At 72.0% G+C, this 26741-nt stretch carries 25 protein-coding genes; 17 read left to right on the forward strand and 8 right to left on the reverse strand.

From position 1 onward, the window contains the following. The 3 genes from AB0I67_RS22550 to AB0I67_RS22560 are packed head-to-tail and all read right to left on the reverse strand — an operon-like array spanning position 1 to position 2833. Positions 1-723 carry an SDR family oxidoreductase gene (locus tag AB0I67_RS22550; RefSeq protein ID WP_357926722.1) on the reverse strand — a complete coding sequence of 241 codons (723 nt, stop codon included), beginning with the start codon at positions 721-723 and terminating at the stop codon, positions 1-3. Then, positions 720-1997 (reverse strand): L-fuconate dehydratase, encoded by a 1278-nt coding sequence (locus tag AB0I67_RS22555; RefSeq protein ID WP_357926725.1) that lies wholly within the window; start codon positions 1995-1997, stop codon positions 720-722. Before AB0I67_RS22555 ends, AB0I67_RS22550 begins: the two co-directional genes overlap by 4 nt. Next, a complete protein-coding gene (locus AB0I67_RS22560; RefSeq protein WP_357926728.1) occupies positions 1994-2833 on the reverse strand; it encodes a fumarylacetoacetate hydrolase family protein in 840 nt (279 codons plus the stop codon). The genes AB0I67_RS22555 and AB0I67_RS22560 overlap by 4 nt, the downstream gene beginning before the upstream one ends. Before the next feature lie 233 nt (positions 2834-3066). Here AB0I67_RS22560 and AB0I67_RS22565 point away from each other — a divergent pair, with 233 nt between their 5' ends. From AB0I67_RS22565 to AB0I67_RS22585, 5 genes are all read left to right on the forward strand, one after another. Further along, the gene (locus AB0I67_RS22565; protein ID WP_357926731.1) at positions 3067-5340 is read left to right on the forward strand and encodes a glycoside hydrolase family 95 protein; all 2274 of its coding nucleotides are present in this window, start codon (positions 3067-3069) and stop codon (positions 5338-5340) included. Positions 5341-5477: 137 nt separating this feature from the next. Further along, the gene (locus tag AB0I67_RS22570) at positions 5478-6611 is read left to right on the forward strand and encodes a cytochrome P450 (RefSeq protein WP_357926734.1); all 1134 of its coding nucleotides are present in this window, start codon (positions 5478-5480) and stop codon (positions 6609-6611) included. 4 nt (positions 6612-6615) lie between these two features. Beyond that, positions 6616-7053, forward strand: coding sequence for a GNAT family N-acetyltransferase (locus AB0I67_RS22575; protein ID WP_357926737.1), 438 nt, complete (start codon positions 6616-6618; stop codon positions 7051-7053). A gap of 178 nt (positions 7054-7231) precedes the next feature. Beyond that, positions 7232-8050, forward strand: a complete 819-nt coding sequence (locus AB0I67_RS22580) for a hypothetical protein (protein WP_357926739.1) — start codon at positions 7232-7234, stop codon at positions 8048-8050. A 646-nt stretch (positions 8051-8696) separates the two neighbouring features. Then, positions 8697-9212, forward strand: coding sequence for a GNAT family N-acetyltransferase (locus tag AB0I67_RS22585; protein ID WP_357926742.1), 516 nt, complete (start codon positions 8697-8699; stop codon positions 9210-9212). Positions 9213-9453: 241 nt separating this feature from the next. On the opposite strand, the gene AB0I67_RS22590 is transcribed toward AB0I67_RS22585, so the two are convergent. Next, positions 9454-10476 (reverse strand): GDP-mannose 4,6-dehydratase, encoded by a 1023-nt coding sequence (locus AB0I67_RS22590; RefSeq protein WP_357926745.1) that lies wholly within the window; start codon positions 10474-10476, stop codon positions 9454-9456. 242 nt (positions 10477-10718) lie between these two features. On the opposite strand from AB0I67_RS22590, the gene AB0I67_RS22595 reads away from it, so the two are divergent. The 4 genes from AB0I67_RS22595 (at position 10719) to AB0I67_RS22610 (ending at position 14893) form a co-directional block, all read left to right on the forward strand. Then, the gene (locus AB0I67_RS22595) at positions 10719-11966 is read left to right on the forward strand and encodes a glycosyltransferase family 4 protein (protein ID WP_357926747.1); all 1248 of its coding nucleotides are present in this window, start codon (positions 10719-10721) and stop codon (positions 11964-11966) included. Between the two features lie 43 nt (positions 11967-12009). Continuing rightward, a complete protein-coding gene (locus AB0I67_RS22600; RefSeq protein WP_357926750.1) occupies positions 12010-12720 on the forward strand; it encodes a methyltransferase domain-containing protein in 711 nt (236 codons plus the stop codon). After that, positions 12717-13757 carry a prenyltransferase gene (locus AB0I67_RS22605; protein ID WP_357926754.1) on the forward strand — a complete coding sequence of 347 codons (1041 nt, stop codon included), beginning with the start codon at positions 12717-12719 and terminating at the stop codon, positions 13755-13757. Before AB0I67_RS22600 ends, AB0I67_RS22605 begins: the two co-directional genes overlap by 4 nt. 164 nt (positions 13758-13921) lie before the next feature. Then, a complete protein-coding gene (locus AB0I67_RS22610) occupies positions 13922-14893 on the forward strand; it encodes a DUF1702 family protein (RefSeq protein ID WP_357926757.1) in 972 nt (323 codons plus the stop codon). A gap of 32 nt (positions 14894-14925) precedes the next feature. Here the strand turns inward: AB0I67_RS22610 and AB0I67_RS22615 are convergent, their stop codons facing one another. Beyond that, the gene (locus tag AB0I67_RS22615) at positions 14926-15552 is read right to left on the reverse strand and encodes a class I SAM-dependent methyltransferase (RefSeq protein WP_357926759.1); all 627 of its coding nucleotides are present in this window, start codon (positions 15550-15552) and stop codon (positions 14926-14928) included. 52 nt (positions 15553-15604) lie between these two features. On the opposite strand from AB0I67_RS22615, the gene AB0I67_RS22620 reads away from it, so the two are divergent. From AB0I67_RS22620 to AB0I67_RS22635, 4 genes are all read left to right on the forward strand, one after another. Further along, positions 15605-16048, forward strand: a complete 444-nt coding sequence (locus AB0I67_RS22620; RefSeq protein ID WP_357926761.1) for a pyridoxamine 5'-phosphate oxidase family protein — start codon at positions 15605-15607, stop codon at positions 16046-16048. Further along, positions 16045-16236 carry a ferredoxin gene (locus tag AB0I67_RS22625; protein WP_357926764.1) on the forward strand — a complete coding sequence of 64 codons (192 nt, stop codon included), beginning with the start codon at positions 16045-16047 and terminating at the stop codon, positions 16234-16236. The genes AB0I67_RS22620 and AB0I67_RS22625 overlap by 4 nt, the downstream gene beginning before the upstream one ends. Before the next feature lie 6 nt (positions 16237-16242). Next, a complete protein-coding gene (locus AB0I67_RS22630) occupies positions 16243-17328 on the forward strand; it encodes a Zn-dependent alcohol dehydrogenase (protein WP_357926767.1) in 1086 nt (361 codons plus the stop codon). Positions 17329-17429: 101 nt separating this feature from the next. Beyond that, a complete protein-coding gene (locus AB0I67_RS22635) occupies positions 17430-18860 on the forward strand; it encodes an alpha/beta fold hydrolase (protein ID WP_357926770.1) in 1431 nt (476 codons plus the stop codon). Here AB0I67_RS22635 and AB0I67_RS22640 read toward each other — a convergent pair. Then, the gene (locus AB0I67_RS22640) at positions 18793-19338 is read right to left on the reverse strand and encodes a DinB family protein (protein WP_357926773.1); all 546 of its coding nucleotides are present in this window, start codon (positions 19336-19338) and stop codon (positions 18793-18795) included. The genes AB0I67_RS22635 and AB0I67_RS22640 overlap by 68 nt on opposite strands. Positions 19339-19344: 6 nt before the next feature. Continuing rightward, positions 19345-19749, reverse strand: a complete 405-nt coding sequence (locus AB0I67_RS22645) for a VOC family protein (protein ID WP_357926776.1) — start codon at positions 19747-19749, stop codon at positions 19345-19347. Positions 19750-19828: 79 nt separating this feature from the next. Here AB0I67_RS22645 and AB0I67_RS22650 point away from each other — a divergent pair, with 79 nt between their 5' ends. Next, the gene (locus tag AB0I67_RS22650; protein ID WP_357926778.1) at positions 19829-20761 is read left to right on the forward strand and encodes a YafY family protein; all 933 of its coding nucleotides are present in this window, start codon (positions 19829-19831) and stop codon (positions 20759-20761) included. Between the two features lie 9 nt (positions 20762-20770). On the opposite strand, the gene AB0I67_RS22655 is transcribed toward AB0I67_RS22650, so the two are convergent. After that, positions 20771-21643 carry an alpha/beta hydrolase gene (locus AB0I67_RS22655; RefSeq protein ID WP_357926780.1) on the reverse strand — a complete coding sequence of 291 codons (873 nt, stop codon included), beginning with the start codon at positions 21641-21643 and terminating at the stop codon, positions 20771-20773. Between the two features lie 153 nt (positions 21644-21796). On the opposite strand from AB0I67_RS22655, the gene AB0I67_RS22660 reads away from it, so the two are divergent. The 3 genes from AB0I67_RS22660 (at position 21797) to AB0I67_RS22670 (ending at position 26741) form a co-directional block, all read left to right on the forward strand. After that, entirely contained in the window at positions 21797-22516 is a 720-nt protein-coding gene (locus AB0I67_RS22660; RefSeq protein WP_357926782.1) for an ABC transporter ATP-binding protein, read from the forward strand. Continuing rightward, a complete protein-coding gene (locus AB0I67_RS22665; protein ID WP_357926785.1) occupies positions 22513-24963 on the forward strand; it encodes an FtsX-like permease family protein in 2451 nt (816 codons plus the stop codon). Before AB0I67_RS22660 ends, AB0I67_RS22665 begins: the two co-directional genes overlap by 4 nt. A 77-nt stretch (positions 24964-25040) precedes the next feature. Further along, positions 25041-26741, forward strand: a complete 1701-nt coding sequence (locus AB0I67_RS22670; RefSeq protein ID WP_357926787.1) for a GNAT family N-acetyltransferase — start codon at positions 25041-25043, stop codon at positions 26739-26741.

The following is a 26741-nucleotide window of genomic DNA, read 5'->3' on the forward strand; positions in this document are numbered from 1 at the left end:
TTACCCTTCCACGGGCCGCAGCCGCAGCCCTTGCATGCCACCGTCGACCGCCAGCGCGGTTCCAGTCGTGGCTCCGGATTCAGGACCAGCGAGGAAGGCGATCGCCGAGGCGACCTCCGCCGCGCTGACCAAGCGGCCCATGGGCTGCCTGGCGTTGAGTGCCTTGCGCTCGGCTTCGGGATCGGTGGCCGAATCGAGCAGCCTCTGCACCCAGGGGGTGTCGGCAGTGCCGGGGTTGACGCAGTTGACCCTGATTCCTTCGCGGACGTGGTCGGCGGCCATCGCCAGGGTCAGCGACAGCACCGCGCCCTTGGTCGCGCTGTAGAGGGCCCGCATGGGCAGGCCCGCGGTGGCGGCGATCGAGCAGGTGTTGATGATCGCCGCGTGCTCGGACCTCCGGAGGTACGGCAGAGCCGCCCGGCTGACCCGGACCAGCCCGAGCACGTTGACGTCGTAGACCTTGAGCCACTCGGCGTCCGGGTTGTCCTCGACGGTGCCCTGGGCGCCGATGCCGGCGTTGTTCACCACGATGTCGAGCCCGCCCAGGCGCTCGGCGGCCTCGGCGACAGCCGTACGGACCTGCTGGTCGTCGGTCACGTCGCAGCGGATGCCGTCGGCGGGCGGGACCAGGTCGAGTGCCACGGCCCGCCAGCCCCGGGCACGGAAGGTCTCCACGACGGCCAGGCCGATGCCCGAGCCGCCGCCGGTCACGATCGCTCTCATTGGTCCCTCCAGACGTCGCCGCCGGGATAGCTGTGGGCCGCGATCGACTCGGCGTGCATCTGCGCGCTGAAGCCGGGGGTCAGCGGCGCGCGGTAGTTGCCGTTCTCGATCACGACCGGGTCGACGAAGTGTTCGTGCAGGTGGTCCACGTACTCGATGACCCGGTTGTCCATCGTGCCGGTGACCGCGACGTAGTCGAACATCGACAGGTGCTGGACCAGCTCGCACAGCCCGACGCCGCCGGCGTGCGGGCAGACCGGGACGCCGAAGCGGGCGGCCAGCAGCAGGATGGCGATGTTCTCGTTGACGCCGCCCACCCGGGCCGAGTCGAGCTGCAGGTAGGACAGGGAGCCCGCCTGGAGCATCTGCTTGAAGATCATGCGGTTCTGGACGTGCTCGCCGGTGGCGACCTTGATCGGGGCGATGGCGCGGGCGATGGTCGCGTGGCCGAGCACGTCGTCGGGGCTGGTCGGCTCCTCCACCCAGTGCGGGCGGAACTCCCGCAGCGCGGTGACCCACTCGATCGCGGTGCCGACGTCCCAGCGCTGGTTGGCGTCGATGGCGATCGGGAAGTCGGGGCCGCAGACCTCGCGGGCGGTGCGGAAGCGGCGGATGTCGTCCTGGAGGTCGGCGCCGACCTTGAGCTTGATCTGGGTGAAGCCCTCGTCGAGGGCCTCCTTGCACAGGCGGCGCAGCTTGTCGTCGTCGTAGCCGAGCCAGCCGGGTGAGGTGGTGTAGGCGGGGTAGCCGTGCCGCTTGAGGTGCTCGATCCGCTCCCGCTTGCCGGGTTCGGCCCGGCGCAGGATCTCCAGCGCCTCCTCCGGGGTGAGGGCGTCGCTGAGGTAGCGGAAGTCGATCAGGTCGACGAGCTGCTCGGGGGTCAGCTCGGCGAGCAGCAGCCACAGCGGCTTGCCCTCGCGCTTGGCCTTGAGGTCCCAGAGCGCGTTGACGACCGCGGAGATCGCCATGTGCATGACGCCCTTCTCCGGGCCGAGCCAGCGGAGCTGGGAGTCGTAGACCAGCTCCTTGTACAGCGCGCCGAGGTCGTCGGCCTCCCGGCCCACGACGTAGGGGCGCAGCGCGTCGATCGCCGCGGTCTGCACGTCGTTGCCGCGGCCGATGGTGAAGGCGAAGCCGTGGCCCTCCAGGCCGTCGTCGCTCTTGAGCACCACATAGGCGGCGGAGTAGTCGGGGTCGGGGTTCATCGCGTCGGAGCCGTCCAGCTCCCGCGAGGTCGGGAAGCGGATGTCGTGCGTGACCAGCTCAGTGATCATGCCTGGCCCACCGTCTGGCGCTGCCGGCCGAGACCGTCGATCTCCAGTTCCATCACGTCTCCGGCCTTGAGGTAGGGGAAGCCGCCGAGGGCCACGCCCGCCGGGGTGCCGGTGTTGATCACGTCGCCCGGCTCCAGCACCATGAACTGGCTGAGGTAGCGGACGATCTCGGCCACATCGAAGATCATGTTCTTGGAGGAGCCGTCCTGGCGCAGCTCGCCGTTGACCCACAGGCGCAGGCCGAGGTCCTGGGGCTCGCCGATCTCGTCGGCGGTCACCAGCCAGGGGCCCAGCGGGTTGAAGGTCTCGCACGACTTGCCCTTGTCCCACTGGCCGCCGCGCTCCAGCTGGAACTCGCGCTCGGAGACGTCGTTGGAGATGGCGTAGCCGGCGACGGCGGCCAGCGCCTCCTCGCGCGATTCCAAGTAGCGGCAGGTCCGGCCGACGACCACGGCCAGCTCGACCTCCCAGTCGGTCTTCACGCTGCCCCGGGGCACCAGGACTTCGTCATGAGGTCCGATCACCGTGTTGGCCGCCTTCATGAAGACGACCGGCTCCTCCGGGACCGCCGCGCCGGACTCGGCGGCGTGGTCGCGGTAGTTCAGCCCGATGCACACCACTTTGCCGGGACGGGCCACGGGTGCGCCGATGCGCAGCCCCTCGGCCTCGATCACCGGGAGGGACCCCTGCTCCAGTGCCCGGCGGACGCGCTCCACACCGCCGGAGGCGAAGAACGCCCCGTCGAGCTCGGCCTCCCCGATGTCGCGCAGGCGTCCGGCGGCATCCAGCACGGCCGGCCGTTCCTGCCCGGCAGGTCCTACTCGCAGCAACTTCACAACAGCATCCCCTAGCCCATACATCGGATGTCTTGAGGCTTGATGCTGCTATGGTCGGACCAATCATGTCAAGACCCGCACAGGAGATACCTCCGATCTGTGACCTGGGTAAAGTTGGACACATCTCCCCAGGTCGGGGGCTATGTGCGCTATACATCGGATCACAACGCGGGTAGCAGTCGTGTTTCCAGGGGCCCCGCCCGCTGCCCGCTCCCCTGTCGCCGGAGGATTCATTGGCCGCCACGCTCTGGTACGACCAGCCCGCCACGTCGTGGGAGAACCAGTCGCTGCCGATCGGGAACGGGGCGCTCGGCGCGACCGTCTCCGGCGGCGTCGCCGGCGAGCGGCTCCAGTTCAACGAGAAGACCCTGTGGACCGGCGGCCCCGGCTCCCGGGACGGCTACAGCTCCGGCGACTGGACGAGCCCGCGGCCCGGGGCCCTGGCCGAGGTCCAGGCGCGGCTCGACCGCGACGGCCGGATGCCGCCCGAGGAGGTGGCCCGGATGCTCGGCCGGCCGCGCATCGGCTACGGCGCCTACCAGACCTTCGGCGACCTGCACCTCGACACCGGCCACCACGACGCCACCGGCTACCGCCGCGAGCTGTCGCTCGGCGAAGGGGTGGCACGGGTCGCTTACACGGCGGGCGGGGTGCGTCACACGCGCGAGTACTTCGCCAGCCACCCCGGCCACGTGATCGCCGGCCGGCTGGCCGCCGACCGGCCCGGCGGGCTCTCCTTCACCCTCCGGCACACCTCGCCGCGCGACGACCAGCGGGTGACGGCTCGCGACGGGCGGCTGACCATCCGCGGGGCGCTGGCCGACAACGGGCTCCGCTTCGAGGCGCAGGTCCAGGTGGTGGCCCTTGGCGGCAGCCGGCGCGACGAGGGCGACCGGGTCGTGGTCGCCGGGGCCGACAGCGCCTTCTTCGTGCTCTGCGCCGGGACCGACTACGCGCCGGTCCACCCCGGGTATCGAGGGGAGGATCCGCATGATCGGGTGACTCGTGCGGTGGACGCGGCGGTGGCGCAGGGGTACGAGGCTCTGCTGCGGGCGCACGTGGCCGATCACCGGGCGCTGTTCGACCGGGTCACGCTCGATCTGGGCGGGGGTTTGCCCGCCGTACCGACCGATCGGCTGCGGGCGGCCTACACCGGCGGCGGCTCGCCCGACGACCGGGCGCTGGAGGCGCTCTTCTTCGCCTACGGCCGCTACCTGCTCATCGCCTGCTCGCGCGCCGGCTCGCTGCCGGCCAACCTGCAAGGGGTGTGGAACGAGGCCACCGACCCGCCCTGGGCGGCCGACTACCACACCAACATCAACCTGCAGATGGCCTACTGGCCGGCCGAACCGGCCAACCTGGCCGAGACGGCCGCGCCCTACGACGCCTACGTGGCCTCGCTGGTCGAGCCAGGGCGGCGCACCGCGGCCGGGATGTTCGGCTCGCGCGGCTGGGTCGTGCACAACGAGAGCAACCCGTACGGTTTCACCGGCGTGCACGACTGGGCCACGGCCTTCTGGTTCCCCGAGGCCGCCGCGTGGCTGACCCAGCAGTTGTACGACCACTACCGTTTCGGGCTCGACCGGGACTACCTGCGCACGGTCTACCCGATCATGCGCGAGGCCGCGCTGTTCTGGGTGGACAACCTGCGCCCCGACCCGCGCGACGGCCGGCTCGTCGTCTCGCCCAGCTACTCCCCCGAGCACGGCGACTTCTCCGCCGGGGCCTCGATGTCCCAGCAGATCGTCTTCGACCTGTTCACCAACGTCCTGGAGGCCGCCGCCGCGCTCGGCGAGGACGAGCCCGAGGTACGGCAGGCGCTGGCCCGGCTCGATCCGGGGCTCCGCGTCGGCGGGTGGGGGCAGCTCCTGGAGTGGAAGGGCGACTGGGACGACCCGGACGACACCCACCGGCACGTCTCGCACCTGTTCGCCCTGCATCCCGGCCGGCAGATCGAGCCCGGCTCCGCGCTCGCCGAGGCGGCACGGGTCTCGCTGGCCGCGCGCGGCGACGGCGGCACCGGCTGGTCGAAGGCGTGGAAGATCAACTTCTGGGCCAGGCTCCGTGACGGCGACCACGCCCACCGGATGCTCGCCGAGCAGCTCCGCGGCAGCACCCTGGACAACCTGTGGGACACCCACCCGCCCTTCCAGCTCGACGGCAACCTCGGCGCGACCGCGGGGATCGCCGAGCTGCTGCTCCAGTCGCAGACCGGAGTCGTCGACGTGCTGCCCGCCCTGCCCTCGGCCTGGCCGGCCGGCTCGGTGACCGGGCTGCGCGCCCGTGGCGCGGTGACCGTGGACGTCACCTGGAGCGGGGGTACGGCAAGCGAGATTGTCCTGCGCACGGGATCGACCGGGCCGCTCCTGGTGCGGAACTCCATGCTGACCGGCCCCTACCGCCTGCTCGACGACGCCGGCGAGCGGGTCGGGCACACCCGTTCCGGCTCGACGATCACCTTCGCCGCGGGCGCCGGGCGGGGCTACCGGATCGTGGCCGGCGCTTGACGGTCGTACAGGACGGAGGTAGAACACGTTACAACGTGGTGAGTCTACCAAGCGCTTGATCAAGTAGCGCGGTGAGGTGGCCCGGTATGCACATCGACCTCGTTGACCAGGACCAATATGCTCACTCTGGCCCGCCCTTGGCGCAGCTCGCCTGGCTCAGAGAGCACCACCCGGTCTACTGGCACGAGGGAGAACCAGGTTTCTGGGCAGTCACCAGGCACGCAGACGTCACCCACGTCTCACGCCACTCGGAGCTCTTCTCCTCCGCCAGGAAACTGGCGCTGTTCAACGAGATGCCCGAGGACCAGCGCGAGCTCCAGCGCATGATGATGCTCAACCAGGACCCGCCCGAGCACACCCGCCGGCGCTCCCTGGTCAACCGCGGCTTCACCCCGCGCACCATCGGCGCGCTGGAGCAGCACATCCGCGACATCTGCGACGACCTGCTCGACCAGTGCACCGACGAGGCCGACTTCGTCGCCCAGGTCGCCGCCCCGCTGCCCCTGTACGTCATCTGCGAGTTGCTCGGCGCGCCGGTCTCCGACCGCGACAAGATCTTCGCCTGGTCCAACCGCATGATCGGCGCCCAGGACCCCGACTACGCCAGCACCCCGGAAGAGGGCGGCGCGGCGGCCATGGAGGTCTACGCCTACGCCGCCGAACTCGCCGCCCAGCGGGCCGCCGCCCCGCGCGACGACATCGTCAGCAAGCTCCTGCGGCCCACCGACACCGGCGAGCGGCTGACCGACAACGAGTTCGAGCTCTTCGTGCTGCTCCTGGTCGTCGCCGGCAACGAGACCACCCGCAACGCCGCCTCCGGCGGCATGCTCGCCCTGTTCGACCACCCCGACCAGTGGGCCCGCCTCGTCGCCGACCCGGGCCTGGCCGGCACCTGCGCCGAGGAGATCGTCCGCTGGGTCTCCCCGGTCAACCTCTTCCGTCGCACCTCCACCTGCGACCAGGAACTCGGCGGCGTGCCCATCAAGGAGGACGACAAGGTCGTCGTCTTCTACTCCTCCGCCAACCGCGACGCCGCCGTCTTCACCGACCCCGACGTCTTCGACATCGGCCGCGACCCCAACCCGCACATCGGCTTCGGCGGCGGCGGCGCGCACTTCTGCCTCGGCAACCACCTCGCCAAACTCGAACTGCGCGTGCTGTTCGAGCAACTCGCCCGCCGCTTCCCCCGCCTGCAGCAGACCGGCGAAGCCCGGCGGCTGCGCTCGAACTTCATCAACGGAATAAAGGAGTTGCCCGTCCGCCTAGGGTGACCTTGTGCACGTCATCGACATCTCGCCCGACCAGCGCCTGCTCGACCTGCAGCGCGCCGCCTACGCCGTCGAGGCCGCCCTCATCGGCGACGACCGTATCCCGCCCCTGCACGAGCCCCTCGCCGACCTGCTCGCCGCGCCGCTCACCTGGGTCGGCGCCTTCGACGGCGACGCCCTGCTGGGGGCCATCGCCTGGGAGGCCGACGAGGACGCGCTGGACATCAACCGGCTCGTCGTCTCACCCGCGGCCTTCCGTCGCGGCATCGGCCGGCTCCTCGTCGCCACCGCTCTCGACCGCGCCGCCGGCCGTACGGTGCTGGTCTCCACCGGCCGCGACAACGCCCCCGCCCGGCGGCTCTACGAGGGGTACGGCTTCACCTGGCTGAACGACGTCGAGGTCATCCCCGGCCTCTGGATCACCAACTACCGCTTGGCTCCCTGACCTTCTTGCCAGGACCCTTCCACCACCTCGGGCCCTGTTCCCCTGTCCTGCCGCCTCTTTCCTGGCCAGGCCGCCCCCGTTCACTGCTCATCCACAGATCCACCTCGGGTGCCCCCTTATCCCCAGAACCCCGTTCGGCGCCCATCCCAACCACGCCGCCGCCCGCATCCTTGACCGCGTGTCCCTCCTGACCCGAGCCCGCCTCCTCACCACCCTCCTCCCCGAGGCCGTCGCCTGCCGCCAGACAGCCGCCCACGTATGGGGCCTGGCCACCCTCCCTTGGTCCAAGCCCGAAACCGACATCCCCGTAGACCTGATCACCCCCACCCCCCTGGACATTCCCGGCTGCCGCACCCACCAGGACCCCCTCCCGCAAGCCGACGTCACCACCCACACCGGCATCCGAGTCACCACCCAGGAACGCACCGCCCTCGACTGCGCCCGCCACCTCCCCCGCCACACCGCGGTAGCCGCCCTCGACCAGTTCCTCCGCCTGGGCCTCGACCTCGACACGTTGGCCCGCCAGGTCAGCGGCTTCTGGCGCCTGCGCGACACCCTGGCCATGGCCGACGCCGGCGCCGCCTCCCCACGCGAGAGCTGGCTGCGCGTCACCCTGATGGAAGCCTGCCTCCCCCGCCCGACCACCCAGATCCACGTCCCCCTGTCCGCGGACCGCCGCGCCTACCTCGACCTCGGCTGGCCGGACTTCAAGGTCGCCGTCGAATACGACGGCAACGAACACCACTCCACCCCCGGAGCCCGCGCCCGTGACCAACGCCGCCGCGACGCCCTCCGCGCCCTGGGCTGGCGCGTCATCACCGTCGACCGCACCATCCTCCCCGCCCGCACCGCCGACCTGCTCGAGGTCGTCACCGACGCCCTCATGGAACGCGGCTGGCAACCCGGCCCAGCCCGCATGACCGCCATCCTGTCCCGCATCCGCGCCGCCCGCCGCCCCACCACCCACCGCCGCAGAACCTGGCGCACCTTCCGCTAGCCCCCTCGACCCGCACCGCTGCCCCTCGGACAAGCGGGTGACCGTCAGGAAGACAGAGCGGGCCCGTCACCCGCATAGAGCCAGACGGGCCACAGACGGAGTACGGCGGGCCACTCGGACCCAGGTGGGCCTAAGGTCGCCCACAGCGCGGCTAGCGGAGTACGGCGGAGCGGCCGGGGTGGATGGGCAGGGTGAGCGGGCGAGGTGAGCGGGCGGCTGAGCGGACAGGCATGGGGCGACGGGGTGGGCGGGCGCTAGTTGGATGGAATTGGGTGCATCCGAGGTGGAGTCGGCTGTATCTGGAGTGGGCCCCAGGTTGGTCGCGGGGAGACAGCGGCTGGCGCGGTCGGGATGATGGTGGCGTGAGAAATGGAGCTTCCCGGTTCACCCACCTGATGCTTGCGAGACAGGACGTGCGACCCGATGTCGGTCGGAAAGGCCGAGTGGCGCCGACCACCAGAGTGCCCGGGGTTACCGGAGTGCCTGAGGTCGTTCGCAAGGAAGGACCCACCCAAGGACCCGCTGCCGGGCGACGGGATGAGGGTGACGCCACCCTGGAGGGCCGCGGCGCAAAGGGCACCGAGGGTTGGCGGTTTCGGCTGATGGGGTGCGGGTGGGTTGGCGGCGGGGACGAGAGGGTGGCGGCGTGAACGGGGTCACAGCCCAGGTCATCAGCACGGAGCGGCTGGACCTGCTCCCGCTCCGGGTGGAGGACGCCGAGGAGATGGCTGAGGTGCTGTCGGATCCGGCGCTACACGCCTATATCGGTGGGACGCCGGATGATGCCCAAGCGTTGAGAGCCCGGTATGAGCGCATGACTGCGGGTTCACCCGATCCGGCGATCACGTGGTTGAACTGGGTGATCCGGCTTCGCGACGAGGCCCGCCTGACGGGCACCGTACAGGCGACGGTCAGCCCCGCCGGGGAGGAGCGGATCGCGGAGATCGCATGGGTGGTGGGAAGCCCGTGGCAGGGACGTGGCATCGCCAAGGAAGCGGCTCGCGGGCTTGTCGAGTGGCTCGGTCGGCAGGGGGTGCAGGTGGTCGTCGCGCACGTCCATCCCGAGCATGAGGCGTCCGCCGCGGTGGCCGCGGCGTGCGGGCTGGCACCTACGGACATTTGGCACGACGGTGAGGTCAGGTGGGAGCGGACGATCGGGTGACGGGCGAACCACCCAACGGGACTCGGCGAACGGCGGCCCGCTGAGATCGTCCCCGCTTGTCCCGGACTGAGTGGGTAATCAGCCAGCGGGGATCAGCTCCCATGTCCCCTAAGACCAAGCGGGCAGGCCGCTCGCGTCGATCAGGCCGCTCATCCCTGACACCAAGCGGACCGGCAATCCGCCACACCGAGCAGATGAGCAACACGCTTACGAGAGGCCCTGCACACCCAAGTGGCCGCGGTCAGGGCCAGGAGGAGTCCTGGTCGGGGTCGCCGCCGGCCGACAGGAGGTGGAGGTCGGATTCCACCATCATGGCCACGAGCTCGTCGAAGGACACCGTGGGTTCCCAGCCGAGCTGGACGCGGGCCTTCTTGGGGTCGGCGCAGAGGAGGTCGACCTCGGCGGGCCGGTGAAGGGTGGAGTCGCACACGACGTACTGCTCCCAGTCCAGCCCGGCAGCGGTGAAAGCAGCCTCGACGAGTTCGCGGACGGACTTCATCCGGCCGGTGCCGATGACGTAGTCCTCCGGGGTGGCGGCCTGGAGCATGAGGTGCATGGCCCGGACGTAGTCCCCGGCAAAGCCCCAGTCACGACGGGCTTCGAGGTTGCCGAGCCGCAGCTCGGAGGCAAGGCCGAGCTTGATCCGGGCGACTCCGAGGGAGACCTTGCGGGTGACGAACTCGGCCCCGCGCCGCGGGGACTCGTGGTTGAAGAGGATCCCGGAGACGGCGTACATGCCGTAGGACTCACGGTAGTTCTGCGTGAGGAAGTGCCCGTAAGCCTTGGCGACGCCGTACGGAGAGCGGGGGTGGAAGGAGGTGCGCTCGGTCTGCGGGGTCTCGCTGACCTGGCCGAACATCTCGGAGGACGAAGCCTGATAAAAGCGGATCTGTCCGGAGGCGGCGGACCCACGGGAGATGCCGGAACACACCCGGATGGCCTCAAGCATGCGCAACACGCCCATGCCGGTGACCTCGGCGGTGAGTTCGGCCTGCTCCCACGACATGGGGACGAAGGAGATCGCGCCCAGGTTGTAGACCTCGTCGGGCTGGACCCGCTCGACGGCGGAGATGAGCGAGCCCTGGTCGAGCAGGTCGCCACGGACGATCTGCACGTCCGCCAGGAGCTTGCGGGTGCGCGACACGCGGGGGTTGGCCTGGCCGCGGGCGAGGCCCCACACCTCGTAGCCGAGCCCGAGCAGGTGCTCGGCCAGATAGGAACCGTCCTGGCCGGTGATGCCGGTGATCAGAGCGCGCCTGGCCAACGGGGTCCTCCCACTGTCGTCTGTTGGCACGGAATGTACCGGCACCGAGGTCGATCAAGCATCCGGCCCCAGTAGAACCTGTTCCACAGAATAACCCTCGGTCAAGGCAATGTCGCAGTTCGCAAGGGCTGCGACAGCCACTGGGAACAATTCCACGTGACGTACTGAATGGTAGCCTTTTCCGACTAAGGTCATCTTCCACGGTACCCACCCCGGACCCGGGGCCTACCGGTGAGAAAGGGGTGTCCGTGAGCGACGACAAGCTGCGGATCGCACTGCTGTCCTACCGCAGCAAGCCGACCTGTGGCGGGCAGGGCGTCTACCTCCGGCACCTCAGCAGGGAACTGGTCGCGCTGGGCCACCACGTCGAGGTCTTCTCCGGCCAGCCGTACCCCGAGCTCGACGAGGGCGTCCTCCTCACCAAGGTCCCGAGCCTCGACCTCTACCGCGACGAGGACCCGTTCCGCACCCCGAAGCTGGCCGAGTACCGCGACTGGATCGACTGGCTCGAAGTCGGGACGATGTGGACCGCGGGCTTCCCCGAGCCGCTGACCTTCACCCTGCGCGCCTACCGCGAGCTGAAGAAGCGGGTGGGCGACTTCGACGTCGTCCAGGACAACCAGACCCTGGGCTACGGCCTGCTCGGCATCCAGAAGCTGTTCCCGGTGGTCGGCACGATCCACCACCCGATCAGCGTCGACCGGCGCATCGAGCTGGAGGCGGCGCAGGGCTGGAAGAAGCTGACCATGCGCCGCTGGTACGGCTTCGTGAAGATGCAGGCCAAGGTCGCGCCGAAGCTGAGCCCGATCCTGACGGTGAGCGAGTCGTCCCTCGCCGACATCCACCGCGACTTCAACGTGCCGCAGGCCAACATGCGGCTGATCCCGCTCGGCGTGGACACGCGCTACTTCCACCCGCGCCCGCACCTGCCCAAGCGGCCGGGCTCGATCGTCGCCGTGGCCAGTGCCGACTCGCCGATGAAGGGCGTGGCGACGTTGCTGCGCGCGGTGGCGAAGCTGGCCACCGAGCGCGACGTCAACCTGACCGTGGTCAGCAAGCCGACCCCGGGCGGCCCGACGGAGAAGCTGGTGCAGGAGCTGTCGCTGAGCGACCGCGTCCGCTTCGTGCACGGCATCTCCGACACCGAGCTGGGCGAGCTGATCGCGACCAGCGAGATCTCCGTGGTGCCGAGCCTGTACGAGGGCTTCTCGCTCCCGGCCGTGGAGCACATGGCCTGCGGCACGCCGCTGATCGCCTCCCGCACCGGCGCGCTGCCCGAGGTGGTGGGCGACGCCGCGGTGCAGGTCGCGCCGGGCGACGCCGAGGAGCTGGCCGCGGTGCTGCGCCGGCTGCACGACTCGCCCGAGGAGCGGGCCGCGGTCGGGCAGAGGGGCTACGACCGCGTGATGGAGCGCTACACCTGGAACGTGGTGGCCAAGCGGACCGTCGAGGCACACCGCGAGGCCATCGCCGCCTGGAAGCGTCCCTAGAGACCACCCCGTCGAAATCGTCCTGAGGACAGGAGTTCGGTAAGTGCTGACCGTCGACTTCGCCAGGTTGCCCGTGGGGCCCGGCTTGCGTGTACTCGACCTGGGCTGCGGCGGCGGGCGGCACGCCTTCGAGGTGTTGCGCCGCGGCGCCGACGTGGTCGCCTTCGACATGGACCAGGCGGAGCTGGAGAGCGTCAAGGCGATGTTCCTGGCGATGGAGGAAGCCGGCGAGGCGCCCAGGGGCGCGAGCGCCGAGACGGTCCACGGCGACGCCCTGGAGATGCCGTTCGAGGACGCCTCGTTCGACCGGGTGATCGCCGCGGAGATCCTGGAGCACATCCCGGACGACATGGCCGCGATGCGCGAGCTGTTCCGGGTGCTCAAGCCGGGCGGCACCGCCGCGATCACCGTGCCGAGCTTCCTGCCCGAGCGGATCTGCTGGGCGCTGGACGAGGCCTACCACACGGCGCCCGGGGGACATGTCCGGATCTACACGCTCGCCGAGCTCAGCGCCAAGCTGAAGGCCACCGGATTCGAGATCGGCGGCCACCACCACGCGCACGGGCTGCACGCGCCGTACTGGTGGATCAAGTGCGCGGTCGGCGTCGACAACGACGAGCACTTCCTGGCCAAGGCCTACCACGAGCTGCTGGTCTGGGACATCATGAAGCGCCCGGCCGTCACCCGGATCGCCGAGGAGCTGCTCAACCCGCTCATCGGCAAGAGCGTGGTGCTCTACGTAAAGAAGCCATGATCTCGTCCGAGCAGGTCGTCCAGACCGCCAAGAGCATCGCGACGATCCAGCAGGCCGACGGCGGCGTGCCGTGGCCCGAGGGCCACGTCGACGCCTGGAACCACATCGAGTGCCTAATGGCCATGTCGGTGGCCGGGCTGACCGACGAGGTACGGCAGGGCTACGCCTACCTGCTGCGGCACCAGCGCCCCGACGGCTCGTGGCCGGCCAAGCTCCACGACGGCGAGCCGCTGGAGTCCAACGGCGAGTCCAACCACGCCGCCTACCTGGCGGTGGGCGTGTGGCACGAGCTGCTGGTGACCGGCGACGAGGACTTCGCCGCCCGGTTGTGGCCGGCGGTGAAGCTCGCCCTGGACTACGTGGTGGGTCTGCAGACCGATCGCGGTGAGATCGTCTGGGAGCGTGACGCGCGGGGCCGCGCCTCCGACTACGCCCTGCTGACCGGCTGCTCGTCCATCCACCAGGGCCTGCGGTGCGGGGTGGCGCTGGCCGAGCGGTTGCGCGACCCGCAGCCGCACTGGGAGCTGGCGGCCGACCGGCTGGCGCACGTGGTCAGGGCGCATCCCGAGGCGTTCGCCGACAAGAGCCGCTTCTCGATGGACTGGTACTACCCGGTGCTCGGTGGTGCGGTGCGCGGGCCGGAGGCCTTCGAGCTGCTGCACCGCGACTGGGCCACCTTCGTGGTGCCGGGGCTCGGCATCCGCTGCGTGTCCGACCAGCCGTGGGTGACCGGGGCGGAGACGTGCGAGCTGGTGCTGGCTCTCGACGCGCTCGGCGACCAGGGCCGGGCGCGGGCGCTCTTCGGCGACATGCAGCATCTGCGGCACGAGGACGGGTCGTACTGGACCGGCTGGCAGTTCGCCAACCGCAAGCACTTCCCGCACGAGCGCTCGGGGTACACCGCCGCCGCGGTGATCCTGGCCGCCGACGCGCTGCAGGGCTTGACGGCCGCCGCGGGCATCTTCCGCGACGCCGCCGCCCCTGCCGCCCCCGCAACGAACCCGGACGCCTGCGGCTGTACCCCCGCCCGCGCCTAGCCCAAAAGGACCGTGCCTGGCTCAAACGGGGTGCACCCCGGGCCGGGCGGAGCGCAAGCCGCTTTGCCGATTCTTTAGCGCTCCCCTCCGGAGTGCCGCCGCCCGACCCGGCCAGGCCCTGACTAGCTTCGGGAGTGGCCACAAACGGCGTCTTCGGGGGAACAGTGGGCGCACCATCGCTCTTGGACCAGCTCTGGACCGAACCGACACCTGCCGCTCCACGCGGCCTCCGGCGCCTGCTGGCCTTGGACGCGGATCGGGCCGGGCTCGCCCGGCGCCGCTTCCGGCTCCGGCCCGGACCAGCCCGCGAGATCCTGGAGCGAGCCGAGCGGTCGTGCATCCTCGGCTTCAACTCGGCGCTCGCCGAACAACCGCATCTGATCGACCAGCTACCCCCTGACCAGCGAGGGTTCGCTTGCGAAGGCGCCGCGGCGGCGTCCGCGCTCCTCGACCTGGTCACCCTGACCCGGGGCCGGCGCCTGCACGAGCTACTGGCCGGCCCCGCCGTACATCACCCCCATGCCGTGTATGTCGGGGCGGGGCGGGCGTATGCCCGCCTGCCCCTGCGGCCGGGGTTCGCGCGGTTGCATCCGCTGCATCGCTGGGCCGCGCTGGACGGGCTCGGCTTCGAGCACGGCCTGGCCGACGCCGACCGGGCGGTGGGCGAGCGGGTGCAGCCGCGGGTGCGCGGGCGCGACGAGCAGGCCCTGGCGGACCAGGGGCTCGGGCGGCTGCTGTGGGTGCACGAGTGCGCGGCGCCCGACGACGTGGCGGCACGGATCGGGTCCTTTCCGGCGCCGCGCCGGGGTGATCTGTGGAGCGGGGCGGGCTTCGCGGCGACACAGGTGGGCGGGGCGGACTCCGAGGAACTCTGTGCGCTGGCCTTCCACGCCTCGGCCGACGGGTTCCGCGCGCACCTGGCTCAGGGCAGTGCCTTCGCCGCCGCGGCCTGGTTGCGGTCGGGACACCTGCCGCTGCACACCGTGCAGGCGTCGATCCTGCTGGCCGGGGCCGAGCCCGACGAGGCGGCGGCCCGGGTGGACCGCGCGCTGATCGGCCTGGGGCACGACCCGCGCACGGCCGAGGACTACCTCGCCTGGCGAGCGCACACCCGCCGCGCCTTCACCCGCCGCTGACCGAACGTTTGCTACTGGCCAGGAACCGCTGGTCAGCCGACCCGTTCCAGGACCCGGAGCGACCCCTCGACCCGGACCTCCTTGAACCCTTCCTTCAGCGCCCGCAGGTAGACCCGGTAAGGCGCCTGCCCACCGTCCGCCGGATCGGGGTAGATGTCGTGAAAAATCAGCACCCCTCCCGGCAGCACATGCGGTGCCCACCCCTCATAGTCCCGGGTCACCGGCTCCTCGGAATGCCCGCCGTCGATGAAGAGCACCGCCAGCGGCGTGTTCCAGAACGCGGCCACCCGGGCGGAGCCGCCCACGATCGCGACGACCTCCTCCTCCAGCCCCGCCTCGGCGATGGTCGCGCGGAAGACCGGCAGCGAGTCCATCTTGCCGAACCGCGGGTCGACCAGCGTCGGGTCGTGGTGCTCCCAGCCGGGCTGGATCTCCTCCGATCCCCGGTGGTGGTCGACGGTGATCACCACCGACCCGGCCAGCCGGGCCGCCGCCCCGAGGTAGATCGCCGATTTGCCGCAGTAGGTGCCGATCTCGCAGATCGGCCCGCGCGAGCCGTACCGCAGGGCCGTCTCGAACAGGGCCAGCCCCTCGGCCTCGGGCATGAAGCCCTTGGCGAGCGAGGCGGCGCGGCGCAGGTCAGCAGGCATCTCCGTCATACAACCGAACATTACTCTTGAACCTCATTCTGGAACCTGTTCTACTGGCCTCGTGAATCAGCGCGCCCGCATCGCGATGACCGAGGAGCAGGTCGCCGCCCTCCTCGCCGAGTCCAGGAAGCTGCAGTTGGCCACGATCAACCCGGACGGGACGCCGCACCTGGTCACCATGTTCTACGCCCTGGTGGACGGCAAGATCGGCTTCTGGACGTACGGCAAGGCGCAGAAGACCCGCAACCTGGAGCGCGACCCCCGGGTGAGCTGCCTGATCGAGACGGGCGAGGACTACAACGAGCTCCGCGGCGTGCTGCTGTACGGCGTCGCCAAGCGTGTGGATGCGGTGCTGGACGTCGGCCTGGAGATCGTCCGCCGGATGACCCCCGGCGTCGACGACGAGGCGCTGCTGCCGTACGTCGAGCAGACCGGCCGCAAGCGGCTGGCCTTCGTCGTGGAGCCGACCAGAGTGGTCTCGTGGGATCACCGGAGGCTGGCATGAAGGTCAAGGTCGACTATCTGGTCTGCGAGGCCAACGCGGTCTGCATGGGCCTGGCGCCCGAGGTCTTCGAGGTGGACGACGAGGACCAGTTGCACATCCTGCTGCCCGAACCGCCCCCGGAGCTGTCCGACCGGGTGCGCCACGCCGTCCGGTCCTGCCCCAAAGCCGCTCTCTCACTGGAGGAGTAACCCCTCATGCGCGCCGCCGTCGTATCCGCCGCAGGCGATGACAAGCTCGACATCCGCGACGATGTCACCCTCACCCCGGTGGGACCGGCCGACGTCCGGGTCAGGATCAAGGCGACCGGCGTCTGCCACTCCGACCTGTCGGCCATGAGCGGCGTGCTCCCGCAGCCGATGCCGCTGGTGCCCGGGCACGAGGGCGCGGGCGAGGTCGTCGAGGTCGGCGAGCACGTCACCTCGGTCAAGCCGGGCGACCACGTGATCATCAACTGGCGGCCCGCCTGCCAGGAGTGCGACCTGTGCGTGGGCGGCCAGCCGTACCTGTGCATGAAGTACGTGATCGAGTCCTTCAGCGTCCCCAGGCTGCGCTACAACGGCGACACCCCGCTGTACGGCATGGCCGGCTGCGGCACCTGGGCCGAGGAGTCGATCGTGCCCTGGCAGGGCGCGATCAAGATCGACCCGGAGGTCCCCTACGAGGTGGCCGCGCTGATCGGCTGCGGCATCACCACCGGCGTCGGCGCGGTGCTCAACACCGCGAAGGTCCGGCCGGGCTCGACGGTCGTGGTCATCGGCTGCGGCGGCGTGGGCCTGTCGGTCATCCAGGGCGCCCGCGTCTCCGGCGCCCGGGTGATCCTCGCGGTCGACCCGCTGGAGTCCAAGCACGAGCTGGCCCGCAAGGTCGGCGCGACGCACGCGGTCACCCCCGAGGGCCTGATGGAGGCGATCGGCTCGCTCACCGGCGGCACGGGCTTCGACTACGGCTTCGAGGTGGTCGGCAAGGCCGCCACCATCCAGTCCGCGTGGCAGGCCACCCGGGCGGGCGGCGACGTCATCGTCGTGGGCGCTGGCGCGATGGACGACATGGTCTCCATCTCGGCCTTCAGCCTGCTCTTCGAGGGCAAGAACCTGCTCTCCAGCCTGTACGGCGAGGCCGACGTGCGGCACGACTTCCCCTACTTCGCCAAGCTGTGGAAGTCCGGCCAGCTCGACCTCGACTCGATGATCAGCTCCCGCATCCGGCTGACCGACCTGAACGACGCGGTCGCGGCCCTCAAGGGCGGCGACGTGCTCCGCCAGATCGTGGTCATGGACTGAGCCTGGGAGCCAGCTCCTAAGCGACAAATCCTCCTTCTGTGCCATATAGCGCCCCAATTTCCGGGAGACGCTGGAAGGGCAGGCACAGAAGGAGGACTCGCATGAGACTCGTAGCAGCACTCACCGCTCTGACCCTCACCCCCGCGACCGCCCCGGCCCAGGCCGATGCCCCCCGCTGGCAGCCCTGCGGACCCGACGGCCAGGTCTGCACCACCGTGCGGGTGCCCGTCGACTGGGCACGGCCCGGCCAGGGCGCCCTCACCCTCCGCGTCGCCAGGCTCCCGGCCACCGGCGAACGCCGCGGCAGCGTGCTCTACCTGCCCGGCGGCCCCGGCAAGGACGGCATCCAGCAGTTGGAAGAGGCCCGGGCCGTGCTGGCCGGCTTACGCCGCGGCTTCGACGTGGTCACCTTCGAGACGCGCTACCAGAAGACGATGGCCCTGCCCCAGCCGTCCTGCGCCGCTTCGGCGCCGCTGCTGACCGAGCCCCGCGACCGCGCGGACTTCGCCCGGCAGGCCGCGGCGCTGAAGCAGCTCGCGGTCAAGTGCGCGGCCGACGGCGGCGGCCTCATCGCGCACGCCGACTCGGCCTCGGCCGCCCGTGACGCCGACGCGGTCCGCCGCCTGCTCGGCGAGCGGCGGGTCGGGATCACCGCGGAGTCGTACGGCGGCATCACGGCCACCGCCTACGCCCGGCTCTTCCCCGGCCGCGTCAGCGCCCTGCACCTCGACTCGACCGTCGACCTGACCCGGCCGGTGCGGTTCGGCACCGCCGCCGAGGAGATGTTCGACCGCTTCGCCGCCTGGTGCGCGGCCAACCCGTCCTGCCGGCTGCACGGCCAGGACGTGCGGGCGGTCTGGCGCGAGCTGATCACCCGGGCCGACGCCGACCCCTTCCCTGGTCCAGGCGGCGCCCGGCTGACCGGCTTCCACCTGCAGATGGCCGCCACCGGCTTCGTCGTGCCCGGCAACTGGCCCGCCTTCGCCGAGGCCGTGGCCAAGGCGCGCGACGGCGACGCCTCCGACTTCGCCATGCAGTCGGCGGGACTGTCCGGCATGGCGAGTCAGCCCAAGAACCGGGCCGCCTGGTGCGGCGACGGCTTCGGCCTCCGGACCTACCGCGACTACCTGCGCACGCGCGAGGAGTCGCTGGCCGACTCGCCGTCCTTCGGGCGGGCGGGGACGTGGCTCGGCCTGATCTGCTCGGGCTGGCCGTACCGGCCGCCGAACCCGCCGCGGCCCATCCCCGGCGACCGGCTCCCGGCGGCGCTCGGGACCGCGTCCTGGACCGACTACCAGGCGACGAGCAGCCTGGCCGGGAGGATCCCCGGGTCGGTGACCGTACGCCAGGACGGCCCCGGGCACGTGCTCTACGTCTCCGGCGCCAGCCCGTGCGTGGCCCGGCACGTCGAGAACTACTTCCTGCGCGGCGAGCTGCCCGCCGCCGGGACGCTGTGCCCGGCGGTCACCGCCGGAGATAGAGGTCGCGGAGCAGCGACACCTCAGCCCCGTGATGGATCGCCTCGCGGTTGATGTGCAGCACGAGGTCGGCGAGCGGCCGCTCGGCGTACATGCCCTCGGCCTCGCCGCACGGGCGAAGCAGGCCGTCCTCCCCGAGGGCGGCCACCCCCGCGTTCCACGCCGCGTAAGCCGCGTCGAGCTGGGCGAGCGCCTGCTCGGCGCTGCCGGTGTAGTCGAAGGTGTCGTAGGACACCGGCGGCCCGCCGAAGTGCGCGGCCACCCGCAGGCCGAAGACCCCCACGACGAGGTGCGCCAGCCGCCAGGCGATCGTCGTCACCGGCGGCGGATCCGCCTCGGGAGCGTAGTCGATCACGTACGCGCCCGACCCCACCGCAAGGACAGGGTCGGCCGCCTCCCGCCGGCGCACGTTCCAGCTTCCGGGCACGGGCTCCCAGAGGTACTCCTCGTCCGAGAGCCCGTCGAACCGCGGGCGGAGCTGGTTGGTCCAGTGCCAGTCGAGCTGGTCACGTAGGTGCGCGTTCCAGTCCATGGCCGGTCACTTGCCCAGAACCTCCTGGTAGTGAACGTTGTGCATGACGCCGAGGATGTTGCCGAACGGGTCGACGACCGAGGCGGTCACGAAGCCCGGCCCCTGCTCGGTCAGCGGCATGTACGGCTTGGCCCCCAACTCCAGCAGCCGGTCGAGCGCCGCCTGGACGTCGTCGACGTACCAGTGCAGGACGATGCCGCCGGGCGCGTCCGGTCCCGGAGGGGCGTAACGCCGGTCGATGATCCCGAGCTCGGTCTCGTAGTCGCCGAACCGCCACTCGTAGTAGGCGGCGGGCTGGCCGTTGCCGGGCCGCTCGAAGTAGGGCTGGGCGCCCAGCAGCTCGCTGTACCAGGTCTTGGCCGCTTCCATGTCGTCGGCCCAGAGGTTGACGGTGGCCGGTCCTCGCAACATGTGGTTGCCCCTTTCGCTCTCTACGACCATAGGATCCGTTGCGGAACCTCCGGTTCCTCAACGCCAGGAGGAATGCGGAATGTTGGAGACCTCGGTCCGGCTCCTGCGGTTGCTCGCGCTGCTGCAGTCACGCCCCGGCTGGAGCGGCGGCGACCTGGCCGGGCGGCTCGGCGTGACCACCCGCACGGTGCGCAACGACGTCGAGCGGCTGCGCATCCTCGGGTACCAGATCCACTCCACGACCGGCACCGCGGGCGGCTACCGCCTGGGCGCGGGCAACTCGCTGCCGCCGCTGCTGCTCGACGACGAGGAGGCGGTGGCGGTCGCGCTCAGCCTGCGCGCCGCGGCGGCCGGCACGGTCACCGGCATCGAGGAGACCTCGCTGCGGGCGCTCACCAAGCTGCGGCAGATGTTGCCCTCCCGGCTGCGGCGGCGGCTCGACGCGGTCGGCGAGGCGACGGTCTCGGTCGCCGGTCGCGGGCCGACTGTCGACGCCGAGACGCTCACCAGGATCTCGGCCGCGATCCGCGACCACGAGCAACTCCGCTTCGACTACTCCGGGCGGGAGGGCGGCACCGCCCGGCGGGCCGCCGAGCCGCACCGGCTGGTGTTCACCGGCCGCCGCTGGTACCTGCTGGCCTGGGACGTGGAACGCGCCGACTGGCGCACCTTCCGCACCGACCGCATCGCGCTCCGCACGCCCAACGGGCCGCGCTTCACCCCGCGCGAGCCGCCCAGCGAGGCCGGGCAGCACGTGGTGCGCTCGGTGGGATCGACGGTGTGGCGCCATCCGGCGCGGGTCCGGCTGCACGCGCCGGCCGAGCGGCTGGCCGAGTTGCTGCCGCCGGCGGCGGGACTGCTCGACGACGACGGGGTGCTGGAGACCGGCGGCGACTCCTTCCAGTCGCTCGCCGCCTTCCTGGGCGGGCTCGGCGTGCCGTTCACCGTCCTCGACCCGCCCGAGCTCCGCGCCTACCTGCACGACCTGGCCGCCCGCTACGCCCAGGCGTGAGGCGGCGGGTCAGCGGTCCCCGTCGAGGATCTCGCGCAGGCGCGCGGCGAAGGCCTCCGGCTCGCCCGCCATCCCGAACTCGCCGCCGGCGAACCCGGCGTGGTGGCTGGGGAAGACGGCCGGCTCGACCCCGAGCCGCTCGGCCACGGCCGCACCGCCACGACCGGCGAGGGTCTCCGCCGACTCGACGCCGACCGCCGGGACGATCCGGGTCGAGGCCGCGCGCAGGGCCTCGATGTCGGGCTCGTAGTGCGTGCAGGTGATGAGGTTCTGGCCGAGCAGCGCGTCGTCGCGCGAGCCGTCGTCCTCGGCCACCGGGAAGCCGGGCGGCAACGAGGCGGGCAGCGAGGCGAAGTCCGCCGGGATGTCGCCGGTCAGGCTCACCAGGAGCATGAACTTGGCCAGGCCCGCGGCGGCGCCCTTCTCCTGGTAGGCGCGCTCGGTGTCGCGGACCGCCGCCAGCGCGGTCTCACGGTCGGCCAGCAGTTGCACGACCGGCGGCTCGTGCGGGACGAAGACGCGGACCTGCTCCGGGTGCCTGGCCACCAGCGCGAGGCCGTTCACCGCGCCGCCGCTGCTGGCCAGGATGTCCACCGGCCCCACGCCGAGCGCGTCGATCAGCCGGTGCAGGTCGTCGGCGTGCTGGTCGGGGGTGGACACGACGACGCCGTCGGTCTTGCGGCTGCGCGAGACGCCGCGCGGGTCGTAGGTGACCACCGTGCGGTCCTCGAACAGGCCGGCCAGGGTGGTGAACCCGCTGGCGTCCATCGGCGAGCCGATCAGCAGCAGCGTGGGCCGGTCGGACGGGGTGACCGGCTCCCGCACGTCGTAGGTCAGCACGGCGCCGGGCACGTCCAGGGTGTAGGTCTTGGGCTCGCTCATGGGTTCCGCTCCTCTGTCGTCCACGTTCGCCAGGTAGACCGGCGAGGGTGCCGGAACTCATCGCACCCCCGGACATTTCTTCCTGCCAGCCCTACCCCGATCGGGCGGTTGGCAGGATTTCCGCTGGTCAGCCCGCTTCCTAGGGTTGTTCCTATGATCGACCACGTCGTCACCCTCACCGGGGTGACCAAGAACTACGGCGCGCTGACCGCCCTCGACAACGTCTCCATCGCCTTCCCCAAGGGCCGTTTCGTCGCCGTCATGGGTCCCTCCGGCTCGGGCAAGAGCACGCTCATCCAGTGCGCCGCCGCGTTGGACACACCCACCTCGGGGTCGGTCGTGATCGGCGGCGTGGACGTCGGTCCGCTCTCCGAGACCAAGCGCACCGTACTGCGCCGCGAGCGCATCGGCTTCGTCTTCCAGTCCTACAACCTGCTGCCCTCGATCACCGTCGAAGAGAACCTCACCCTTTCCCTGCGGCTGGCCGGCCGGCGTCCCGACCGGGCATGGCTGGCCGAACTGGTCGAGCGCGTCGGCCTCCAGGACCGCCTCCGGCACCGGCCCGCCGAGCTCTCCGGCGGCCAGCAGCAGCGCGCCGCGATCGTGCGGGCGCTGGCCGGCCGGCCCGACGTCGTCTTCGCCGACGAGCCCACCGGCGCGCTGGACCTGCGCGCCGCCGCCCAGGTGCTCGACCTGCTGCGCTCACTCGTGGACGACCTCGGCCAGACGGTCGTCATGGTCACCCACGACCCCGCCGCCGCGGCCCGCGCGCACGACGCCCTGGTCATGGCCGACGGCCGGGTGGTCGAGGTGCTCCGCACGCCCACCGCCGACGCGCTGGCCACCAAGCTGACCCGGCTGGGTGCGCTGTGATCAGAACCGCTCTGGCCATGTCCGGCCTCGCCGGGCTCGTGGTCGCCTTCTTCGCCGTCTTCGGCGGCATGGCTCTCGTCACCGGCACCGGTGTGATCATCGAATCGGGGCTGCGCTCCCCGCTCACCGGCCAGCGGCTCACCGGCGCGGACGTGCTGGTGTCCAGGCCGCAGACCGTCCGCGCGCCCGAGGACCTGCCGGTCGCCCTGCCCGAGCGGGCCGTCGTGCCCGCCGCGCTGGCGGGGGACCTGGCCGAGCTGCCCGGGGTCGCCGCCGCCGTGTCCGACCTCAGCTTCCCCGCCGCGCTGCTGACCGGACCGGCGGCCGTGCCGGTGTCCGGCCACGGCTGGTCCTCGGCCGCGCTGGCCCGCCAGAGCGGGCCCGCCCTCCAGGGGCGGGCGCCGCAGGGTCCCCGCGAGCTCGCCGTCTCCGCCGATCTGGGCGTACGGCAGGGCGCCACCGTCGAGGTGGTCGCGGGCGGGTCGAGAGGCGCCTACCGGGTGACCGGCCTGGTCTCGGCTCCCGGCGTCTACTTCGCCGACGACGCCGCCGCGGGCCTCGCCGGCCGTACCAGCGGCCCCCGAGCCGGCACCACCGACCTGATCGCGCTGCGCGCCGCCCCCGGCACCTCCGCCGAGGCCCTGGCGACGGCCGTCCGTGCCCGCGTGGGCGACGGTTATGTGGTCAGCACCGGCACCGCCAAGGGTGACGCCGAGTCCCCCGGCACCGCGGCGGCCCGCACGCTGCTCATCGCCCTGCCCAGTTCGATCGGCGGCATCAGCCTGATCATCGTCGGCTTCGTGGTGGGCGGCGGCATCTCGCTGTCCACCACCCGGCAGCGCCGCGACCTCGCCCTGCTGCGCGCCGCGGGCGCCACGCCCCGGCAGGTCCGGCGGCTCGTCGCGGTCCAGGGCACGGTCGCGGCGCTGGCCGCCCTGCCCTTCGGCGCCGCCGCCGGGTACGTGCTGGCCGGCCGGCTCGGCGACCTGCTGGTGCACGTCCAGATGTTGCCCGAGCGGCTGCCGCTCACCTACAGCCCGCTGCCCGCCCTCGGTGCGGCGCTCCTGCTGCTGGGCGTGGTCCGGCTCGCCGCCTGGGCCGCCTCGCGGGGGCCTTCGCGGATGCCGGCCACGGCGGCGGTGCGTGACTCGCAGAGCGAACCCCGCACGCCGTCCAAGGCGCGCTTCGTCATCGGGCTGGTCATCATCGCCGGAGCCTTCGGCCTGTCGGCGCTGCCGCTCTTCCTGCGGCAGGAGTTCGCCGCGATCGGGCCGACCATGGCCGCCCTGCTGTCGGTGGTCGGGCTCGCCCTCGCCGGGCCTCGGCTGGTGCAGTTCGCCACCGGGGTGCTCGGGCGGGTGCTGCCGCGCCGTACGCCCGCGCCGGTCTGGCTGGCGGTGAGCAACACCCACGGCTACGCCCTGCGGACCGCCGGGGCGGTCGCCGCGCTCGGCATGGTGGTGACCCTGACCACGAGCATGTCGCTCACGCACACCACGGTCATGCGGGCCACCGACGAGGAGAGCTCGAAGATCATCACGGCGGACGCCGTCGTCACCCTGCCCGCGGCCGGCGGCCTGCCCGCCGAGCTCCTGGCCGACCTCAAGGCCACGCCGGGCGTGCGGGCGGTGACCACGATGGGCACGACCACGGTCATCTCGGAGGACCTCGTCCTGGGCGACGGCTCGGAGACCCTGACCTCGCGCTCGGCCGCCGTGCTGGGCCCCGACGCCGGCGCGCTCGTGGACCTGGGCGTCACCGGCGGCAGCCTGCGCGACCTCAAGGGCGCCACGATCGCCCTCGACGCCGACCCGTCGCAGGTCGGACGCCATCGCAACCTCATCCTCGGCGACGGCACCAAGGTCAAGGCCCGGATCGCCGCCACCTACGACCGCGCGCTCGGGCTGGGACCGGTCGTCCTGGCGCGGGACCTGGTCGCCGGGCACACCACCACCGGCCTGCCCGCGACCGCCCTGGTCAAGCTCGACGACTCCGCGTCCCTGGACCGGGTCGCCGCTCGATGGCCCGGCCTGGAGATCGCCAGTGGCGCGGTCTCGCCCCGGGCCGCCGAGAACTCGGCGCAGTTGTGGATCAACCTCGCCGTCCTGGCGGTGCTGCTCGGCTACGTCCTGGTCTCCGTCGCCAACCGGCTGGTGGCCACCACCGCGGCCCGAGGCCCGGAGCTGGCCGCGATCAGGCGCCTCGGCGCCACGCCGCGCCAGCTCAAGTCGATGATCCGCTGGGAGGCGCTGCTCCTCGCGCTCACCGCCGCGGTGATCGGCCTGGCCCTGAGTGCCGTGCCGCTGATGGCGCTCAGCCTCGGATTCCTGGGCCGGCCGCTGCCGGCAGGCCCGCTCTGGCTGGCCCCGGCCTCGGCCGCGGCGGTCTGCGTGGTCGTCTGGCTCGCCCTCGACCTCACCGCCAGGAGGCTCATCCGGCGTACCTGACCGGCTCGGCCGGGGGGCGGTGGACGGTGCCGATCACGGCACGGGAGACTGATGGGCGAATTGAGGAGGAACCAGGCATGTTGACCGTTCTCGAGATTCCCCAGTGGCAGGGCTCCGGCTCCCCCACCGCCACCCGGCTGGTCGCGGGCGCCGCCCGCCTGGCCGCACTGATCGCCCCCGGCGCCCGCCACCTGCACGTGCCCGTCGACGGCTCGCTGGCCGAGACCGCCGCCCGGGTACGGCAGGCGTTGCCCGAGGACGGCTTCGTCGTCACCATCGGCGGCGACTGCGGCGTCGAGCTCGAACCCATCGCGGCGGCCCTGCGCCGGTACGGCTCGCGGCTGGCGGTCGTCTGGTTCGACGCCCACGGCGACCTGAACACCCCCGCCTCCTCCCCGTCCGGGGCCTTTCACGGCATGGTCCTGCGCACCCTGCTGGGCGACGGCCCGGCCGACCTGGTGCCCACGCCCGCGTTGCGGCCCGAGCAGGTGGCGCTGGTCGGCGCCCGGGCGCTGGACGCCGGTGAGCTCGACTACATCCGGGACACCGGCATCGGCGGCCTGGAGACGTTGCCCGAGGACGCGGTCGTCTACGTGCACATCGACCTCGACGTGCTGGCGGGCATCCGGTCGGTGGGCTACCCCGAGCCCGGCGGCCTCACCCCGGCCGCCCTGGCCGAGACGGTGGCCCGGATCGCCGAGCAGTACGAGATCGTCGGCCTGGGCATCACCGAGTACGCCCCGTCCGACCCGGCGACCGAGATCGACTGGATCGACGGCGACGACTCCGTCGACCAGAGCTCCACGGGCACCGGCAACCAGGGCAACGGCGGGGACCTCCCGGCTTCCGGGAGCGACGGCGGGGGCATCTCGGCTTCCGGAGGCGACCGCGACGGCGGAGGTCTTTCGGGCGCAGGGGGCGACGGCGGGGGCATCTCGGATCCCGGTACCGTGTCGGAGGGCTGGGATGACGGGGGTGACTTCGCCCTGCTGAGCCGGCTGGTTCCCGAGCTGGTCCGGTTGTGCCGGGCCTCGGGGCCGTGGCAGATCGAACGCCGTGCCGCCAACGCCTGGCCCGCCGGGCAGGTGACCACCGCCGACGGCTGGCTGCTCCGGCACACCCCCGACGTCCCCCGCCGCCGCAGCAACTCCGCCTTGCCCCAGCTCGGCTCGGACCCCGCGCTGAGCGAGGTGCTCGGCGACGCCGCGCCCTTCCACCCCGAGCGCGCCCTGGCCGCCCTCGACCGCTTCTACGCCGGCCGCTCCCTCCCGGTGATCGTCCAGGTCACCCCCAGCGAGCACCGGCGCGGCCTCGACGACCTGCTCGCCGCCGCCGGTTACGCCGTGGGCGCGCAGGTGCTGATCCTCACCGCCGACGCCCGGCCGATCGCCGCCCTCGACACCGGAGCCGCCGCCCCCGTGGACGACCGGACCCGCTGGGCCGAGCTCTTCGAGGCGGTCACCGGCGACTCCTCGGCCATGGCGGTCATCGACCGGATCGTGCCCAAGTCCACCCTGGTCGCCAAGGACCGCGCCGGCCTGGGCCTGGCCGTCTCCGAGGACGGCTGGACCGGCCTGTTCTGCATGGCCACCCACCCCGGCTCCCGCCGCCAGGGCGTCGCGACCGCCGTGCTGGCCGCCGCCGCCCGGTGGTCGGTGGAGCAGGGCGCCGACCGGCTCTACCTACAGGTCGAGGAGGAGAACCAGGCGGCACGCGCGGTCTACGAGGGCCTCGGCTTCACCCTCGCCTACCGCTACCACTACCGCGTGCGCCCCTGA

The sequence above is a fragment of the Nonomuraea sp. NPDC050310 genome (assembly GCF_040655795.1).
Classification (GTDB): domain Bacteria; phylum Actinomycetota; class Actinomycetes; order Streptosporangiales; family Streptosporangiaceae; genus Nonomuraea.

What these genes read in the sequence shown, in the direction of transcription:
- AB0I67_RS22650 (WP_357926778.1), top strand. Translation starts at nt 19,829, where the DNA reads ATGTTGGAGACCTCGGTCCGGCTCCTGCGGTTGCTCGCGCTGCTGCAG.
- AB0I67_RS22670 (WP_357926787.1), top strand. Translation starts at nt 25,041, where the DNA reads ATGTTGACCGTTCTCGAGATTCCCCAGTGGCAGGGCTCCGGCTCCCCC.
- AB0I67_RS22655 (WP_357926780.1), bottom strand. Translation starts at nt 21,643, where the DNA reads ATGAGCGAGCCCAAGACCTACACCCTGGACGTGCCCGGCGCCGTGCTG.
- AB0I67_RS22630 (WP_357926767.1), top strand. Translation starts at nt 16,243, where the DNA reads ATGCGCGCCGCCGTCGTATCCGCCGCAGGCGATGACAAGCTCGACATC.
- AB0I67_RS22635 (WP_357926770.1), top strand. Translation starts at nt 17,430, where the DNA reads ATGAGACTCGTAGCAGCACTCACCGCTCTGACCCTCACCCCCGCGACC.
- AB0I67_RS22615 (WP_357926759.1), bottom strand. Translation starts at nt 15,552, where the DNA reads ATGACGGAGATGCCTGCTGACCTGCGCCGCGCCGCCTCGCTCGCCAAG.
- AB0I67_RS22645 (WP_357926776.1), bottom strand. Translation starts at nt 19,749, where the DNA reads ATGTTGCGAGGACCGGCCACCGTCAACCTCTGGGCCGACGACATGGAA.
- AB0I67_RS22660 (WP_357926782.1), top strand. Translation starts at nt 21,797, where the DNA reads ATGATCGACCACGTCGTCACCCTCACCGGGGTGACCAAGAACTACGGC.
- AB0I67_RS22625 (WP_357926764.1), top strand. Translation starts at nt 16,045, where the DNA reads ATGAAGGTCAAGGTCGACTATCTGGTCTGCGAGGCCAACGCGGTCTGC.
- AB0I67_RS22550 (WP_357926722.1), bottom strand. Translation starts at nt 723, where the DNA reads ATGAGAGCGATCGTGACCGGCGGCGGCTCGGGCATCGGCCTGGCCGTC.
- AB0I67_RS22555 (WP_357926725.1), bottom strand. Translation starts at nt 1,997, where the DNA reads ATGATCACTGAGCTGGTCACGCACGACATCCGCTTCCCGACCTCGCGG.
- AB0I67_RS22605 (WP_357926754.1), top strand. Translation starts at nt 12,717, where the DNA reads ATGATCTCGTCCGAGCAGGTCGTCCAGACCGCCAAGAGCATCGCGACG.
- AB0I67_RS22640 (WP_357926773.1), bottom strand. Translation starts at nt 19,338, where the DNA reads ATGGACTGGAACGCGCACCTACGTGACCAGCTCGACTGGCACTGGACC.